Annotated in this window: 13 protein-coding genes and 1 pseudogene; 7 read left to right on the top strand and 7 right to left on the bottom strand. The window is 64.2% G+C overall.

The genetic code is table 11. The features are described 5' to 3' along the window. The first annotated feature begins 436 nt into the window (after nucleotides 1–436). Nucleotides 437–1,561 carry a GGDEF domain-containing protein gene (locus PH586_RS01350; protein WP_271345974.1) on the top strand — a complete coding sequence of 375 codons (1,125 nt, stop codon included), beginning with the start codon at nucleotides 437–439 and terminating at the stop codon, nucleotides 1,559–1,561. 4 nt (nucleotides 1,562–1,565) lie between these two features. Here PH586_RS01350 and PH586_RS01345 read toward each other — a convergent pair whose 3' ends face one another. The 4 genes and pseudogenes from PH586_RS01345 to PH586_RS01335 form a co-directional block, all read right to left on the bottom strand. Continuing rightward, nucleotides 1,566–4,016: a glycogen/starch/alpha-glucan phosphorylase gene (locus tag PH586_RS01345; RefSeq protein ID WP_271345973.1), complete on the bottom strand. Its 2,451-nt coding sequence runs from the start codon at nucleotides 4,014–4,016 to the stop codon at nucleotides 1,566–1,568. Nucleotides 4,017–4,150: 134 nt separating this feature from the next. Continuing rightward, entirely contained in the window at nucleotides 4,151–4,879 is a 729-nt protein-coding gene (locus PH586_RS23625) for a methyl-accepting chemotaxis protein (RefSeq protein WP_408636749.1), read from the bottom strand. Nucleotides 4,880–5,017: 138 nt separating this feature from the next. After that, nucleotides 5,018–6,037: pseudogene (locus PH586_RS23620) on the bottom strand (HAMP domain-containing protein); the annotation flags it as partial. Between the two features lie 135 nt (nucleotides 6,038–6,172). Continuing rightward, complete coding sequence (locus PH586_RS01335; protein WP_271346440.1) at nucleotides 6,173–6,424, bottom strand: diguanylate cyclase domain-containing protein; 252 nt, start codon at nucleotides 6,422–6,424, stop codon at nucleotides 6,173–6,175. A 195-nt stretch (nucleotides 6,425–6,619) separates the two neighbouring features. Between PH586_RS01335 and PH586_RS01330 the strand changes: the two genes are divergently transcribed. The 3 genes from PH586_RS01330 to PH586_RS01320 all read left to right on the top strand — a co-directional run bounded on the left by PH586_RS01330 (nucleotide 6,620) and on the right by PH586_RS01320 (nucleotide 9,640). After that, nucleotides 6,620–7,045, top strand: a complete 426-nt coding sequence (locus tag PH586_RS01330) for a cupin domain-containing protein (protein WP_271345971.1) — start codon at nucleotides 6,620–6,622, stop codon at nucleotides 7,043–7,045. Nucleotides 7,046–8,747: 1,702 nt separating this feature from the next. Further along, nucleotides 8,748–9,050, top strand: coding sequence for a hypothetical protein (locus PH586_RS01325; protein WP_271345970.1), 303 nt, complete (start codon nucleotides 8,748–8,750; stop codon nucleotides 9,048–9,050). A gap of 296 nt (nucleotides 9,051–9,346) precedes the next feature. Beyond that, the gene (locus PH586_RS01320) at nucleotides 9,347–9,640 is read left to right on the top strand and encodes a hypothetical protein (RefSeq protein ID WP_271345969.1); all 294 of its coding nucleotides are present in this window, start codon (nucleotides 9,347–9,349) and stop codon (nucleotides 9,638–9,640) included. Nucleotides 9,641–9,780: 140 nt separating this feature from the next. Here the strand turns inward: PH586_RS01320 and PH586_RS01315 are convergent, their stop codons facing one another. Further along, nucleotides 9,781–10,245 carry an aminoacyl-tRNA deacylase gene (locus PH586_RS01315; protein ID WP_271345968.1) on the bottom strand — a complete coding sequence of 155 codons (465 nt, stop codon included), beginning with the start codon at nucleotides 10,243–10,245 and terminating at the stop codon, nucleotides 9,781–9,783. Between the two features lie 190 nt (nucleotides 10,246–10,435). On the opposite strand from PH586_RS01315, the gene PH586_RS01310 reads away from it, so the two are divergent. The 3 genes from PH586_RS01310 to PH586_RS01300 all read left to right on the top strand — a co-directional run bounded on the left by PH586_RS01310 (nucleotide 10,436) and on the right by PH586_RS01300 (nucleotide 13,505). Beyond that, the gene (locus PH586_RS01310) at nucleotides 10,436–11,809 is read left to right on the top strand and encodes an MATE family efflux transporter (protein ID WP_271345967.1); all 1,374 of its coding nucleotides are present in this window, start codon (nucleotides 10,436–10,438) and stop codon (nucleotides 11,807–11,809) included. After that, nucleotides 11,796–12,827 carry a GGDEF domain-containing protein gene (locus PH586_RS01305; RefSeq protein WP_271345966.1) on the top strand — a complete coding sequence of 344 codons (1,032 nt, stop codon included), beginning with the start codon at nucleotides 11,796–11,798 and terminating at the stop codon, nucleotides 12,825–12,827. Before PH586_RS01310 ends, PH586_RS01305 begins: the two co-directional genes overlap by 14 nt. A 222-nt stretch (nucleotides 12,828–13,049) precedes the next feature. Further along, entirely contained in the window at nucleotides 13,050–13,505 is a 456-nt protein-coding gene (locus PH586_RS01300) for a DUF2214 family protein (protein ID WP_271345965.1), read from the top strand. A 274-nt stretch (nucleotides 13,506–13,779) separates the two neighbouring features. On the opposite strand, the gene speA is transcribed toward PH586_RS01300, so the two are convergent. Together speA and PH586_RS01290 are read right to left on the bottom strand one after the other, a co-directional pair. Then, nucleotides 13,780–15,693, bottom strand: coding sequence for an arginine decarboxylase (gene speA / locus PH586_RS01295; protein ID WP_271345964.1), 1,914 nt, complete (start codon nucleotides 15,691–15,693; stop codon nucleotides 13,780–13,782). Between the two features lie 188 nt (nucleotides 15,694–15,881). Beyond that, nucleotides 15,882–16,253, bottom strand: a complete 372-nt coding sequence (locus PH586_RS01290; RefSeq protein WP_271345963.1) for a translation initiation factor Sui1 — start codon at nucleotides 16,251–16,253, stop codon at nucleotides 15,882–15,884. Between the last annotated feature and the right edge of the window lie 278 nt (nucleotides 16,254–16,531).

Genomic DNA, 16,531 nt, shown 5'->3' with positions numbered 1-16,531 from the left:
CCTCCGCATGTCCACCGCGAGCGGGCTACTCCCGTCAGCCCTGAGGCCATCCGGCAAAGCGGTGCGGCGGCCGCCGCCCGCAGATTACGCTGAAGCTTATCTGGGCGATGAAACTGCCGGCCATGCGAGCTGGGTAGGGAGCCACTCGCCGCGGGCAGTGCAGCGTGGTTGATTGGCGCGGCACCAATCCTGGCGGGTTGTCGCTGCGCTCCGAAGCCGCCCTACCGACTGTCGGCGATGCGATCGGGCCAGGGGGATGACACCCTGCCCATCCATCACCGCTGTTTGCGGCTTGTCTCTCAACTGCCGCTCGCGTTGCGCACGTTAACCCGACCAATCATCGTTCGGGCTGTCCGGCACAGCGACCAGCGCGCCGAGCACGGCAAATGGCCATCGTTCGACTAGGCTGAAACTGTGGTTCTCCGAGTACTCGCCGATGAAGCCTGAGCCTACGGCCCCCAGCACCCGTCTCAGCTTGTGGCGGGAGGCAAGCGATACCCATGTCCGCTCCAGGTTTGCCGGCTATTACTACCTGCTGGCCTGGGGCCTGCTCTGGTTCACCAGCAGCGAGCCCTTGGCGAGACTCTGGGCCTGGGCCGGTGGCAGCCTGTTGTTGCTGGTGTTCTTCGCCCTGCGCAGCCAACATCGCCCATCTGCACAGCTCGACCCGGCGCAGCTGCAGCGCTGGCTGGATTTACACTGGCTCGCCATCCTCCTCCAGTCGATGACCTGGGGGCTGATGCTGGCGGGCCTGCAGTTGCTCCCCGGGATAGTCGCCTCGCACCTGCTGATCATGCTCAGCGCGGTGGTGTTCGCCACTGCCCTGGCGTTTACCTTCCCGATGCGCATGGGCCGTTGCACGCTGGCGATCCTGCTGACCTACCTGCCCAGCACGGCAGTGAAGTTCCACCTGGGCATCGGCGATGTCGGCGAATCCATGGCATTGGTGGCCTACCTCGTTTACCTGGGTATGTTCCTCTATCGCTGGAACCGCGAATACTACATCGGCCTCGAACGCGAACTGCGCCTGCTGCAGCACGGCGAACAGCTGGACCGGCTGAGCCGCACCGACGCCCTGACCGAACTGGGCAATCGTTATCAGTTCAACGCCTTGCTGCCCGCCTGGCTGGCCAACGCACGTCGACAAAACGGCCAGCTGACCCTGATTCTGCTGGATATCGATTACTTCAAGACGGTCAACGACCAGCATGGCCACCGCACCGGCGACCTCTGCCTGCAGGCCTTCGCCGAACGCATGCGCCAGGTGTTCCGCCGCGACAGCGATATCCTGCTGCGCCTGGGTGGCGAGGAGTTCGCCGTGCTGATGCCCGATACTTCCCTGGAGCAGGCCATCCCGCTGGCCGAGCGTTTTCGCGCCTCGCTGGTCGAGCAGCCCCTGCAGTTGCAGGCGCAAGTGCAGGAGCTGCCACTGACCTGCAGCCTCGGCATCGGCCATTTCCTGCCACTGTGCGACGACTCGGCGGAAGCCTTCTACAAGCGGGTCGATGACGCCCTCTACCGGGCCAAGGCCAGGGGCCGCAATCGCCTCGAGCTGGCCTAGTCTCTCAGTCCAGCACCCGCCAGATATCGCTGGCGTACTCGCCGATGGCGCGGTCGGCCGAGAACCAGCCCATGCGCGCGGTGTTCAGCACCGCCGAGCGCCACCACTGCTTGGGCGTGCGCCAATGTGCATCGACCTGGCGCTGGCGATTCCAGTAGGCATCGAAATCGGCACAGACCATGTAGCGGTCATGCCCGCTCAGGCCGTCCACCAGGCCGGCATAGCGCGCCGGCTCGTCCGGCGAAAACACCCCACTGCGAATGGCCAGGAGCGCCTCGGACAGGCGCGGCGATGCTGCAATGGCCGCCTCGGCGTTGAGATCGCCGGCGCGCTGGCGCGCCTCCACCTGGCGCACGGTGAGGCCGAAGATGAACATGTTCTCGTCACCGATCCATTCGCGCATCTCCACGTTGGCGCCGTCCAGGGTACCGATGGTCAGGGCGCCGTTGAGGGCAAATTTCATATTGCTGGTGCCCGAGGCCTCCAGGCCGGCGGTGGATATCTGCTCGGACAGGTCGGCGGCCGGGATGATGCTCTCCGCCAGGGTCACGTTGTAGTTGGGAATGAAGACCACCTTCAGCAGGCCTCGCACCGTGGGGTCGGCGTTGACCGTGCGGGCAATGTCATTGGTCAGCTTGATGATCAGCTTGGCCTGCAGGTAATTGGCCGCCGCCTTGCCGGCGAAGATCTTCACCCGCGGCACCCAGTCGGTGCTCGGATCGGTGCGTATCGCCTGGTACAGCGCCACGGTGTGCAGCAGGTTGAGCAGCTGGCGCTTGTACTCGTGGATGCGCTTGACCTGCACATCGAACAGCGCGTCGGGGTCGAGGGCGATCCCCAGGCGCTCACGCACCAGCGCGACCAGGGCCTCCTTGTTGAGCCGCCGCTGCGCGGCAAAGCGCCTGCAGAAGGCGGCCTTGTCGGCGTAGGGCTCGATATCGCGCAAACAGGTTTGCGGCGCATCCAGCAGCGCCGCGCCGACGGTGTCGACCAATAGCTCGGTCAGGCGCGGATTGGCCTGGTACAACCAGCGGCGAAAGGTGATGCCGTTGGTCTTGTTGTTGATCCGCTTCGGGTACAGCCGGTGCAGCTCGGCGAACACGGTGTTGCGCATCAGCTGGGTGTGCAGCGCCGAGACGCCGTTGACGCTGTGGCAGCCGAGAAAGGCCAGGTTGCCCATGCGCACGCGCCGCCCATGCTCCTCCTCGATCAGCGAGACGGCGCGCAGCAGCCCGAAATCGTGGATGCCCTGCCCGCGCAGGTCATCGATATGCCGGGCGTTGATCAGGTAGATGATCTGCATATGGCGTGGCAGCAGGCGCTCCATCAGCGCCACCGCCCAGGTTTCCAGCGCTTCGGGCAGCAGGGTGTGGTTGGTGTAGGCGAGCGTGCCGGTGGTCAGTGTCCAGGCCTGCTCCCAGGACAGGCCGTGTTCGTCCAGCAGCAGCCGCATCAGCTCGGCCACGGCAATCGCCGGGTGGGTGTCGTTGAGCTGGATCGCTGCCTGCTCGGGCAGCGTCAGCAGGCTGCCATGCTGCGCCAGATGGCGGCGTAACAGATCCTGCAGCGAGGCGGAAACGAAGAAGTATTCCTGGCGCAGGCGCAATTCCTGACCGGCCGCGCTGCTGTCGGCCGGATAGAGCACCCGCGAGATGCTCTCGGCGCGTGCCACCTCGGACACTGCGCCGATGTGGTCGCCGGCCTGGAAGCGTTCCAGATGCAGGTTCTCCTCGGCCCGTGCGCGCCACAGACGCAGGGTGTTCACACTGGCCCCGCGCCAACCGACGATCGGCGTGTCGTAAGCGATGGCGCGCACCGTCTCGCCCGGCTCCCAGGCCTGCCGGACGACGCCCTGCCCATCGACTTGGGTCGTCACCGCGCCGCAGAAGCCAACCGGGTAGTTCACCTCGGGCCGCTCGAACTCCCAGGGGTTGCCGAACTCCAGCCAGTTCTCGGTCTGTTCCTGCTGCCAGCCATCGACGATCTGCTGGCGGAACAGCCCGTGTTCGTAGCGGATGCCATAGCCGTGCGCGGCCACGCCGAGGGTCGACATGCTCTCCAGATAACAGGCGGCCAGGCGGCCGAGGCCGCCGTTGCCCAGCGCGGCGTCCGGCTCCAGGGTACGGATATGCTCGAGGTCCACCCCCAGTTCCGCCAGGGCCGTGCGCGCCACTTCCAGCAGGCCCAGGTTGCTGAGGTTGTCGATCAACAGGCGGCCAATCAAAAATTCCAGCGACAGGTAGTACACCCGCTTCTGGCCCTCGCGGTAGATCTGCCGGGTGTGGTCCATCCACTGATCCACCAGATGATCGCGGGCGGCCAGGGCGATGGCCTCGAACCAGTCGTGGTCGAAAGCGTGCTCGGGATCCTTGCCCACCGCATAGGTGAGCTTGGCCAGCACGGCGGCGCGAAAGGCCGCCACTTTTTCGGCGGGAACCAGCGACTCCGTAGACATAAGCGGCGACCTCGGCGACGGGCGGACGAAGAACGGCAGGCGGGTCTCGCTTCAATTCTAGTCGATTCGATCCCAGGCCAGCGGCCCCGGGTTCGGCACTCCGTCAGATCAAGGGCCGCCGGCCGACGAACGCCCTACAGCCGGAAGCTGCCCATCTGCCGGGCCAGATCATCGGCCAGGCCACTCAGGGTCTGGCAGTCCTCGCGACAACTGCGCACCTCGTCGGCGGTGGCATGCGCCAGGTCGGCGATGCCCTGCACATTGCGGTTGATTTCCTCGGTGACCGACGACTGCTCCTCGGTCGCCGCCGCCACCTGAGTGTTCATGTCGCTGATGGTTTCCACCTGTGCGGTGATCGCCCCCAGCGATTGGCCGGTGCGCTGGCTGGCCTCGACCCCGGTGCCCGTCGCCGCCTGCCCGGCATGCATGGAGCTGACAGCGGTATCCGCCCCCTGCTTGAGGCGCTGGATCATCTGCTGGATTTCGTCAGTGGAACTCTGGGTACGGCTGGCCAGGGTGCGTACCTCGTCGGCCACCACGGCAAAGCCGCGGCCCATTTCCCCGGCCCGCGCCGCCTCGATCGCGGCATTCAATGCCAGCAGGTTGGTCTGCTCGGAAATCCCGCGGATCACCGCCAGCACCTGGTCGATGGACGCCACCTGCTCGGCCAGTTCAGCCACCGCCTCGGCTGCACTGCCAATGTCGGCGGACATCCGTTGAATATGTTCAATCGATTGACCAACCACCACCCGCGCCTGCTGCGCCTCGTCACGGGCACCGTGCGAGGCCTGGGCGGCGCGGTTGGCATTGCCCGCGATTTCCTGCACGGTCAGGCCCATCTCATGTACCGCGGTGGCGACCATGTCGGTCATTTCCTGCTGCTGGCCGGCGCGCCCAGCGGTGTTTTCCACCACCCGGGCGACCTGCCCGACCGAACTACGCAGGCGTTCGCTGGTGGTCAGGACTTCGGCGATCAGGCTGCGCTGACTGCCGATGAAACTGTTGAAGCCGCGGGCCAGGTCGCCCAATTCGTCGGCGCGCGACTCGTCCAGGCGCCGGGTCAGGTCACCGCCGCCACCGCCAATTTCCACCAACGCCGCGGTAACCTGGCGAATTGGCCGCACCAGGCCGCGTGCCAGCAGCACCACCAGGCCGAGGAACAACAACGCGACGCCACCACCGATCAGGCTGCTCATCAACAGGGCCTGACGCGCCTCGGCATAGATTTCCGCCTCGGGGATCTCGCTCACCAGCAGCCAATCCAGGGTCTGCAGCGGCTGGGCGATGGCCAGGAAGCGCTCGCCATCACGCTGGAAGGACACCGCCTCGCGGCCCTTGGCCAGCAACTCGCTCCCCGCCTGAGCACCGACCAGCTGGCCGAGGTCGCGGCTGTTATTGAACTCGGACTGCGGGTGCACCTTGACCTTGCCGTCCGCGCTGACCAGATAGACCCGGCCAGCCTCGCCAAAATGGAAGTTGCGAATCATCTCGGACATCGCGCTCAGGCTGAAGCCCAGACCGGCCACCCCCAGCGTCTTGCCGGCGGCGATGACACGCTGGTTGATGAACAGGGTCGGTTCGCGGGTGGTCTGGTCGATGTCGATATCCAGCGAACGCGCCTGGCCGCCATCGACGAAACCGTAGAACCAGTTATTCTCGGCCGGCCCGCGCGTCAGGCTGCGGTCGAGGCCCTTGCCGGTGAAATAGTGCCCGCTGTCCAGGCCGACAATAAAGGTCGTCAGGGCTTTTTGCTGAGTCTGCACGGCGCTCAGGTAGCGCACGAACGCCGCCTGTTGAGTGGCGTCCTCGCCTTGCTCCAGCCACTCCACCACCAGGCTGTTCGCGGCAATGCCACGGGCAGCGGTCAGCGGCTCGGTCAGCACTCGCTCGAGATCGTTACGGATGGCCAGGATGCTCGCCGGCAACGCCTCCTCGACCAGATAACGCTCGGCCAGACGGTTGACCACCGCCGCATAGATGCCCACCACGATGAGGATGCTGGCAAGCAACGCCGCGCCCATGCTCAGAATCAGTTGCCACTGAATGCTGCGTTGCCAGAAATGCATGGGGAGCCTGCCTTGTTATTGTTGTGAGTAGCCAGAGAAATTGCATACGGCATTGTGCACAATTTCCCAGGCAGTGACAGTCATTAGCCATTATCGAGCACCCGCACCGACAGCCGGAGGGGCAGCCCACTCACGACCAATGCAGCACCACCCCAGCTTGGCACTGCGTTTGCGCTGAGGCATGGCCGGAGCGGCCTGACATATCAAGGTTGCGATACCCGGCCCGATAGCGTCGCCGAGCAAAATGAATTCATTGCCGCGCAACCGGGCGACCGGCTCGCCCCCCCGGACAAACGCCCGCAGCCGCACGGTAACCTCGATCAACGGCCGATCCCCGACCAGGAAGACCCGTTGCGCTGCAGCCGCGGCGAACTGGTGGCCAGGTAATGCGCAAGCGCCCGCCAGGATACCTGCTGGTTAAAAATCAACCACTCCGCCCCCTGTAGACCCACCCTGGGACGGCGTGCCGCGCCGCTTGGCCTAGACTTTAGGCATCACAATCGAACACGTCACCACGTCTACTGACGAAGGAATTCCATGAGCGCCAGTGAAATCAAAGTCGGCCAACTTGGCATCAACTACGTCGTCGATGGCTCCCACACCGCGAGCATCGGAATGTTTGAACTGACAGTGCCCCCTGGCTCAAACGTTCCTCCGCCGCACAGTCATTCCAACAACGAAGAATGCCTGTACGTGCTGCAGGGAACCCTTCGATACACGGTGGGAACTGAGACTCGCGACCTGACGCCAGGCCAAGGCATGAGCACGCCAAAGGGCGTGGTTCATGCGTTCTCGAACCCGTTCACCGAGACCGCTCGCGCCTTGGTCGTCCAGTCGCCGGACATCGGCGCCCAATACTTCAAAGATGTCGCCGCCGTGGTCAACGCCGGAGGACCGCCGGACAAAGCGGCCCTTGTGTCCGTGATGTCCAAGTACGGGCTTGTCCTGGCCGCACCGAAGTGACGCCCGGCCACTTCAACCCCCTGCAGTTTTAACGGCAGGGTGAGTTGGCTTTTAGCCTTGACTTGAGACCGGCTAAAGGCTGTCGCCTTTTCTGTCTTCTTCCTTCCTGGGCTAGTCGCGGCCGCTGCGGGCCAAGGCCGGGCTGAACTCGACCTCGGCGGCCAGAGAGCCCGCTCGCCCTCCGGCACCGGCAGGAAAATCCAGCGGCCGGCGCTAAGCAGAAACGCCAAAAACTGTATCAGCGGCGTGACGCCCGCGTCCCGCTGGCGCATCCAGGCGAACAGGGTGTCCCGGTAACTTGCTGACGCCCGACAAATCCCCTAACACCCTGTAATCAGGCGACTTTCATGGATAGCGCAGCAACAGTTGTGCACCCAAAGAATGCCATTTATTTGGCGACATTTATTTTCATGCCGATCAATTATCAACCAACTCTCACCGATCGTCGGAATACTGTCGCAAAGCGCATAAACACTGTTTCATCGGCTTTACAACGTATCGGCGCCGATCTACACCCATATCAAACTGATATCAGGTTGATATGGGCCGCGCTCCTGGATCAGCACACGAAAGACATCGGCCTCAACTTAGCCTCAGGACTCCAAACCAGGGATCACAGGACACCGCGAGAGCCACCACTCCCACCCGGGAACTGGCGGCTTGGGGCCGATCAGGCCCGCACAGGGAGCACCGCTGCGGAATGGTCTGACTAGTAGGAGAGGAGCGCTCTTTTACCGGACAGGACAGCACTCATGGCACAGCACAACCCACATGGTTCGCAGCACACCAGCACAGGACACGCCATGGCGAGCGGCTCATCAGCCGATTCGTTGCGGCTGTTACGTCAGTCCACGATGATATTCCCAGCCACCCTGCTAGCGGTGGCGCTGCTCAGTCTAAGCGCTCCGACGCTGGCCGACGAAATCGAGGATGCCGTGAGTAACCTCAAGGGCGGCGTCAGCAATCTCAAGGGCGGTCTTGGCTCCGTTGAGCAGCGAGTTGCCGCACTTGAGCTGTGCATGAACGGCGCCAATACGGCTTGCAAGGGGCCAGCAGGCCCTCAAGGTGCGCCCGGCCCGGTAGGACCTGCTGGACCGCAGGGCGCAGACGGACTGCAGGGCCCGGCTGGGCCTGTTGGACCGCAAGGCGCAGATGGACCGCAGGGCCCGGCTGGGCCTGCTGGACCGCAAGGCGCAGATGGACCGCAGGGCCCGGTAGGTCCTGTTGGACCGCAAGGCGCAGATGGACCGCAGGGCCCGGTAGGTCCTGTTGGACCGCAAGGCGCAGATGGACCGCAGGGCCCGGCTGGGCCTGTTGGACCGCAAGGCGCAGATGGACCGCAGGGCCCGGCTGGCACAGACGGCGCAACTGGCCCAGCAGGACCGCAAGGATTACAGGGCATTCAAGGCGCAACCGGCTTGGCCAATTGGGAGCAAAAACTCAACGTAAACGCGTGCAGCGGGGGCACTACCATTACCTGCACGGCAACCTGCAGCACCAACAAGATGGTACTCGGCGGCGGCGTCAGCTACTCGTCCGGCACTACGTGGGAAATCAACAAGAGCTATCCAGATACCGAGTCCAGCTGGACAGCAACGCTAACCCGGTCAGGCAACTCAGGTCAGAACTCGGATGCCACAGCAACCGTCTACGCCATCTGCGCCGACACCAACTAACCTGACTGACCGAGGAGGTAAGAGTCATGAACAAGCTTTCATTTCACGCTTGGGCAGTCGTGGCGATGCTGCTGGCCGGCCCCGCGCTGGCCAATCACTGCGATACAAACTTCGACGAGGCCCAGGCGGCGATCGACAACGCCTACAGCCTGGAGCCGAATGTGGAGGATGCGGTTGCGGCCCTGCTGCCGGCCGCCATCGAAGCCTGCCAGTTGGAGGAAGCGCAACTGGCCAGCGCCGAACCCGGCTCAATCATGCTGGAGCCCGACTATGTATCGGTCGGCCAGTCCATGCTGATCAACGTCACCGCACTGGTCACTGCTCCATAAATCTCGCGGCGAAAGCCGTCTCATCAATCTGGGTGCAAGCGCCGCCACGGCCTTGCACCTTTCTTATTGCCGCGTGATGGCCTGTCTTCCAGGCTATCTCCAGCTACCAAGTTGACCTCAACGCACTCACCTCATCCTTCCGCTTCGGCTATCCCCGATTGCATGTGCTAGGAGACAAAGCGCTGATGCCGCTCACAAACCCCCTGCGAGCTCAGCCAAGCAATGGCACACTAGCGCCCTTTGCCGCAGCCGATGGATAACCATGCGGGCGGCGTTCGGCACACAGGAACGGTTAAATGCGGGTAGAAGGTTTTTTCGAGTGGCTCGGCCAGGTGTTCGGCGCGGTCATCCGCTTTGTCGTCGAGGCCATGAGCGGGTTCCTCGGCCTGTTTGGCGATGCGTTCGGCGGCTTCATCAACGGCATGTCCAAGGCGTTGGGTATTACCCCGTCGCTGCTGGGCATGCTGGTGCTGATCATTGGTTTGTTGTTGCTCTACGCCGCCGTGCGCGCTTTCTTGCGCCGGTCGATCATTGCCGGGCTGATCTGGCTGTTCTTCGGTCTGTGGTTGCTCGGTGGGCTGATTAGCTAGCGGCCACGCCCCCCCCCCCTGAGCAACAGCCGTGGCCAAACCGGCCGAGGCGCGGAGCACCTCGGCCGGTTAGTTAGCCCGCCGCAACCATCCTTCGCCCCGACGCTGTGCCGGGCGGCAAGCGGGTCATATGCCCGAACTCAGGCGCAGAGGTCGCACACCTCGGCGTTGGACGCCAGCTTGAAGAACTCGTCGACCGGCATGTGCACCAGGCTTTCGTGATCCCCGGCTTCCAGGTAGATGTCCTGCTGGCGCACCAGCATCGGATCGATCAGCATCTTCAGGCCATAGACCTCGCCCAGCGCCGGTATCGCACCGCGCTCGCAATCCCTGAACAAACTCACCAGCGCCTGCTCGCCACTGAGCTGCCAGCGCCGCGAGCCCTTGTGCACCTTGCTCAGATCCAGTTGCCGGTTGGCCGGTAATACGGCCATCAGGTAGTGTCCGCGACGATCGTCGAGAATCACCGACTTGGCCATTCGCGCAGGAGGAATCCCAGCCTTGCGCGCCGACTCCAGGCTGGTTGCCGAGGGCATGTGCTCGACCAGCTTGAACTGGCAGTGTGCCCGCTGCAGGCTGCGCTCCAGGGTTTGTGCCATATGCATGATCCACCTCCTCGACCGCTGGGTCGGCGGTCATTGCTGATTGCCTGCTTCAAGTCTAGTCAGCCTGGATGCCGGCAACGGCGCCACCAAGAAACGCTTGCTGCTATAGCGCCTCAGGCATAGTCGAAACAGCACTATCGAACCCACCCCCAGGGTCTGGGCCTATAATCGGCGTTTTCCCGGAGTCGCCATGTCCGCACTGCTCGATGCCTGGCAGCACGCGCCCACCCACAAACGGGTCTGGGCCCTGGCTGCGCCGATGATTTTGTCCAACCTGTCGGTGCCGCTGGTGGCGCTGGTCGACAGCGCGGTGGTCGGCCACCTGCCCCATGCCCATCAACTGGCGGCGGTGGCGATCGGTGGCAGCCTGTATACCCTGCTGAGCTGGGCCGTGGGCTTTCTGCGCATGGGCACCACCGGTTTCGCCGCCCAGGCCGCCGGCCGGGGAGACGGCAGCGCGTTGCGCCAGGTGTTGCTGCAAGGCCTGCTGCTCGGCGGGCTGCTGGCGATGCTCCTGATCCTGCTGGCGCTGCCGTTCAGTGCCGCCGCACTGAGCCTGATGCAACCCTCGGCGGAGCTGGAGGCCCTGGCCCGCAGTTATTTCCAGATCCGCCTGCTCGGCCTGCCGGCGGCGCTGGCCACCTACGCCCTGATCGGCTGGCTGCTCGGCACCCAGAACGCCCGCGGGCCACTGGCGATCCTGCTGACCACCAACCTGCTCAACGTGGCCCTCGACCTGCTCTTCGTGCTCGGCTTGCATTGGGGCGTGGCTGGCGCCGCCTGGGCCTCGGTGATCGCCGAATGGAGTGGTGCGCTGCTCGGCCTGTACCTGGCGCGCCAAGCCTTGCGCGCCTATGCGGGGCAGATCGACTGGCCGGCGCTGCGCCGCTGGCTGAACTGGCGACCGCTGCTGGCGGTCAATCGCGATATTTTCATCCGCACCCTGGCGCTGCAGCTGGTGTTCTTCCTGATCACCGTACAGGGCTCCCGCTTGGGCGACGCCACGGTAGCGGCCAATGCCTTGCTGCTCAATGGCCTGCTGCTCACTGCCCACGCCCTCGACGGCCTCGCTCACGCGGTGGAGGCATTGTGCGGCCACGCCCTCGGCGCCCGCGACCGCCAGAGCTTGCGCCGCAGCCTGATCGTCGCGGGCGGCTGGTCGCTGCTGGCCAGCCTCGGCTTCGCCCTGTTCTTCCTCTTCGCTGGCCACTGGTTCATCGCCCTGCAAACCGATATCGCCCCGGTGCGCGCCCTGGCCCGCGTCTACCTGCCCTACCTGGCGCTGTTGCCACTGCTGGCGGTGGGGAGCTACCTGCTCGATGGCCTGTTCATCGGCGCCACCCGTGCCCGCGAGATGCGCAATGCCATGCTCCTGGCCGTCGCCTTGAGCCTGCCGCTGGCCTGGTTGCTGCAGGCCTTCGGCAATCACGGCCTGTGGCTGGCCTTCCTCGGCTTTATGCTGCTGCGCAGCCTCTGCCTGGGCACCTATGCTTACCAACTGACGCGCGCCGATCTCTGGTTTGGCCTCCGTCCAGCACAAGGAGCTGCACATGCTCAGCCCTGAGATATCCGGCAATGAAGAGTTTCGCCAGCAGGTGCTGGATGATCAGGAACTGCTCGACACGCCCGCCGATCCTTATCTGGACACCCTGGTGCGGGTGGTGCGCGAGTTGTTCGAGGTGGAAACCGTGCTGGTCAGCCTGATCGACCACGAACGCCAATGGTTCAAGGCGCGACTGGGCCTGGACGTGGCGGAAACGCCGCGTAGCGTGTCTTTCTGCGGCCATGCGATCCTCGCCAGCGAACACTTTATCGTCGAGGACGCCAGCGCCGATCCGCGCTTCGCCGACAACCCGCTGGTCACCGGGCATCCGTTTCTGCGCTTCTACGCCGGCCAGCCGCTGTTTGCCGAGAATGGCCAGGCGCTCGGCACCCTGTGCCTGATCCACTCGCAAGCCAAACAGCTGAACGAACGGCAACTGCGCCTGCTCAGGGACATGGCGACCCTGGTCGAAGGCTACCTCAAGCTGCGCAGCGTCAGTCAGCAGACGGCACAACTGCGGGTGGCACTCAGCCGCGAACAACGCAAGGCCATGCTCGACCCGCTGACCCAGCTGTGGAACCGCGCCGGCCTCGAACACTTTCTCCAGCGCGAACTCCGCCTGGCGCAGGAACGCGGCCTGCAGCTCGGCTTACTGTTCTGCGACCTCGATCATTTCAAGTCAGTCAATGACACCCATGGCCACGGCGCAGGCGATCAGGCCTTGTGGGAAAGCGCCAGGTGCATTGCCGCGGCCGTGCGTCCACAGGATGTGGTGTCGCGCAGCGGTGGCGAAGAGTTCGTCGTGCTGACCCAGGTGCATGACCAGCAGGAACTGCTGCAGATTGCCGAGCGCGTGCGCAGCCAACTCGACAAGACCCCGATCATTACCGGCGGCGTCCAGCTCAGCCTGACCCTCAGCATCGGCGGCGCCCTGGCCAGGCCGGGCGAAACGCCGGATGCCGCTCTGGCCCGCGCCGACCGGGCGCTGTACCAGGCCAAAGCCAACGGCCGCAATCGGGTGGAGCTGGCCAGCGACTGACAGGCCGGCGAAACCGTGCTGGCGCGACGGAGCAACAGTCGCTACTGAACCACAGCGCGAGCGAAGCGCGTCGAAAGCGCCGGGCATGAGCTGTAAATCAACCTATTGCTGGCGCGCCTGGCCTGCTGCTCTCATTCGAGGCCGGTGTAAACGCCGCAGAGCCGAGTGCAATCGTGAGTCAACGACCTTGCCCAGCGAATCACTGACCAGAGGGAAATCGCCATGGCCGAAGCCATAGCCGCCTACCTGCACTACCTGTCGATCTTCCTGCTGTTTGCCCTGCTGACCCTGGAGCACCAGCTGTTCAAACTGCCGCTGGATCTGGCGCGTGCGCACAGCCTGATCCGCATCGACATCGCCTATGCCCTGTCGGCCGGCCTGGTGTTGGCCAGCGGCGCCGCGCGCCTGGTCTGGTATGGCAAAGGCCCGGCCTACTACCTGCACAACAGCCTGTTCCACGCCAAGCTCGGCCTGTTCATCCTGATTGCCCTGCTGTCGGTCCTGCCGACCTGGGTCTTCCTCAACTGGCGCAATGACCTGCAGGCCGGGCAGGTGCCGCAGGTCAGCGCTCGCCTGGGCACGCTGGTGATCATGACCATGCGCCTGGAGTTGCTGTTGCTGCTGGTCCTGCCATTACTGGCAACCCTGATGGCGCGCGGTTTCGGGGTGATTGGATAGGGCCGCCCGGACAGCGTTCCGTTCGGATCGCAGGGCGGCTTCGGAGCGCAGCGACAACCCGCCAGCTTTGTGCCGCGCCGAGCCACCAGGGTGCACGGCCCGCGGCGAGTGACGCTACCGATCGCGGATTGCTCCAGATTGGAGGGGCGGGCCGGCACACCGGCCGCTGAGGAGCGCCGCAATAGCCTGCCAGCGCCGTGAAGCGCCGCCGAACCAGCTTCGTAGCCCGGATTGCATCCGGGCTACGAAAGTTGCGCGGCTCGGGGGCTGCGCTTCAGGATGACAGGTAGGACGAGCGGGTCAGGCCCAGGCGCAAGGCGTCGAGGAACTGGGTGCGCTCGCGGGGGCTGATCTTGGCGCTGGCCACCTTGTCGCGGTAGTGGGTCATCAACTCCTCCGGCGACAGGTGCACGTAGCGCAGCATGTCCTCGATGGTGTCGTGGGTCTCGATCCCGGCGTGGTACACGCTGCCATCCGGGTTCTGGTAGATGTTTACCGAGTCGGTGTCGCCGAACAGGTTGTGCATGTCGCCGAGAATCTCCTGGTAGGCGCCGACCAGGAAAATCCCCAGCAGATAATCCTCACCCTCGCGTACTTCATGCACCGGCAGGCTGGTTTCGATGCTCTGCTCGTCGACGTACTGACGGATCTTGCCATCTGAGTCGCAGGTCAGGTCCTGCAATACCGCACGGCGCATGGGTTCTTCGTCCAGGCGGTTGAGCGGCAGGATCGGCAGCACCTGGCCGATGGCCCAGGTGTCGGGCAGGCTCTGGAACACCGAGAAGTTGCAGATGTACTTGTCCGCCAGCTTGTCGTTGAGCTCGTCGAGCACCTGACGGTGCGAGCGCTGGCGCGCCTTGAGCGAGTTGTACAGGCGCCGGCACAGGGCGAAATAGCACTGTTCGCCCAGGGCCTTATCGGTCAGGCCGATCTTGCCATCGGCATACTGGCTGGCGATATCGCTCATGTAATGAGTGGCGCGCCAGTAGGTCTCGGTGACCATCTCGATATCGGTCGGGCCAAGCAGATCGACCAGGTACTGCACGGTTTCCGGCAGGCTGGCCTTGTCCTCGATCACCGGCACTGCGTCGTTGTGTTTCTCCACGTCGGTGACCTGCACCACCAGCATGGCGTGGTGTGCGGTCAGCGAGCGGCCGCTCTCGGAGAAGATGTGCGGATGCGGCAGTTCCTGGGCATCGCAGAACTCTTTCAACATGCCGACCACCACGCCGGCGTAGTCGTCCATGTCGTAGTTGATCGAGCTGGCATTGCGCGAGTGGGTGCCGTCGTAGTCGACCCCCAGGCCGCCGCCGACGTCGATATGATCGACCGGCAGCCCCAGACCACGCAGCTCGCCGTAATAGCGGATGGCTTCCTTGAAGCCGTGCTGGTAATCGGCCAAGTTGGCGATCTGCGAGCCCATGTGGAAATGCAGCAGGCGGATGCCCTGATCCAGCTTTGCCGCGCGGAAACGCTCGACCACCGACAGCAGCTGCGCCGCCGACAGACCGAACTTGGACTTCTCGCCGCCGGTGTCGGCCCACTTGGAGGAGGCCAGCGAGGACAGGCGCACGCGCAGGCCGATCTGCGGGGCGACCTTGAGTTCGGCCGCCTCCTCGATCACCAACTGCACCTCGGACTCTTTCTCGATGACGATGAACACGTTGTGGCCGAGTTTCTGCCCCATCAGCGCCAGCTTGATGAACTCGCGATCCTTGTAGCCATTGCAGACGATGGTGCCGCCCTTCGGCGCCAGGGCCAGCACGGCCATCAGCTCGGGCTTGGAGCCGGCTTCCAGGCCGATGGAGACGTTCTGCGTGGCGATGATGTTCTCGATCACCGCCTCCTGCTGGTTGACCTTGATCGGGTAGAGCGCGGTGTAGCGGCTCTGGTAGTCCAGCCGCGCAATGTTGGCGTCGAAGGCACCGGTCAACTGGCGCACGCGGTCCTGCAGGATGTCCGGAAAACGCACCAGCAGCGGCAGGCTGAGACCACTCTGGCGCAACTCATCGATCTGCGCCGAGAGGTCGAAGGGCGTGCTGTCGGGACCGTTCGGACGCACCTCGACGCGACCCTGGTCATTGATCGCGAAATAACCCGCGCCCCAATGGCGAATGCCGTAGACGCTGCGGCTGTCCGCTACTGTCCACTGGCTGCCGTCATCTTTGCGTGTGCGTCGTACAGACATCGAGGTCTCCCTTGCTGGCGATAAAAAGCCCTGAAGCCAATCGGTCAGGGCGAGAGCAGATTAGCAGTCATTGAGCCACTGCTGCGGGCTTTGCGCGCAGGCAGGCTCAACGACTGGTATTAAATTTGACAACGCGCAATGCCCGGCAGCGGACTCACCTGCAACCGGAAGGTGGAGGTGAGCTGGAATCAGCCGCCGGATTTCTTGGCCTTGAAGCCCCGTTTGGACAGTTCTTCGAGCAACAGTTCGACGTGATCGCCCTGAATCTCGATCACCCCATCCTTCAACGAGCCGCCGCAACCACAGCGTTTCTTCAGGACGCTGGCCAAGTCTTTCAATGGCTCTTCGGCCAGGGCCACGCCACTGACGGTGGTCACCGTCTTGCCGCCACGGCCTTTGGTTTCGCGGCGCACGCGGGCTATGCCGTCACCGGCAGGGATCAGGGTGTGTTTGCAGGTGCAGGCATCCACCGGCTGACTGCAGTCCGGGCAATGCCGGCCGCTGTCGGTGGAATACACCAGGCCGCTGAGGGCGGCGAATGACGAAGCTTTCTTGACCACCGGCTTGTCCTCATGTGGGTCAGAGCTTGTGAAAAAATCGAGCGCCGTAGCGAGAGCGTCTCCAGGTGTTCGCGGCAAGGCGCGCAATGCAGAAAATGGGGGAGTTTAGTGAGCTAAATGACCCCGTTTTCTGCGTAGCGCAACGCCAGCAGCGGGCGCCTGGAGGCGGTCGCAGTAGGCGGGAGTTTTTTCACCAGTTCTCAGGATAGCGACTGGCCGATATGCATCGACCGCGAAGCCCCACTCTGGCAGGGGCGGCGCACCCGGGCTGGACGGCT

The sequence above is a fragment of the Pseudomonas aestuarii genome, from assembly GCF_027988105.1.
GTDB classification, from domain to species: domain Bacteria; phylum Pseudomonadota; class Gammaproteobacteria; order Pseudomonadales; family Pseudomonadaceae; genus Aquipseudomonas; species Aquipseudomonas aestuarii.
Note: the sequence above shows the minus strand (reverse complement) of the source record. Positions and strands in the feature narration are given on the sequence as shown.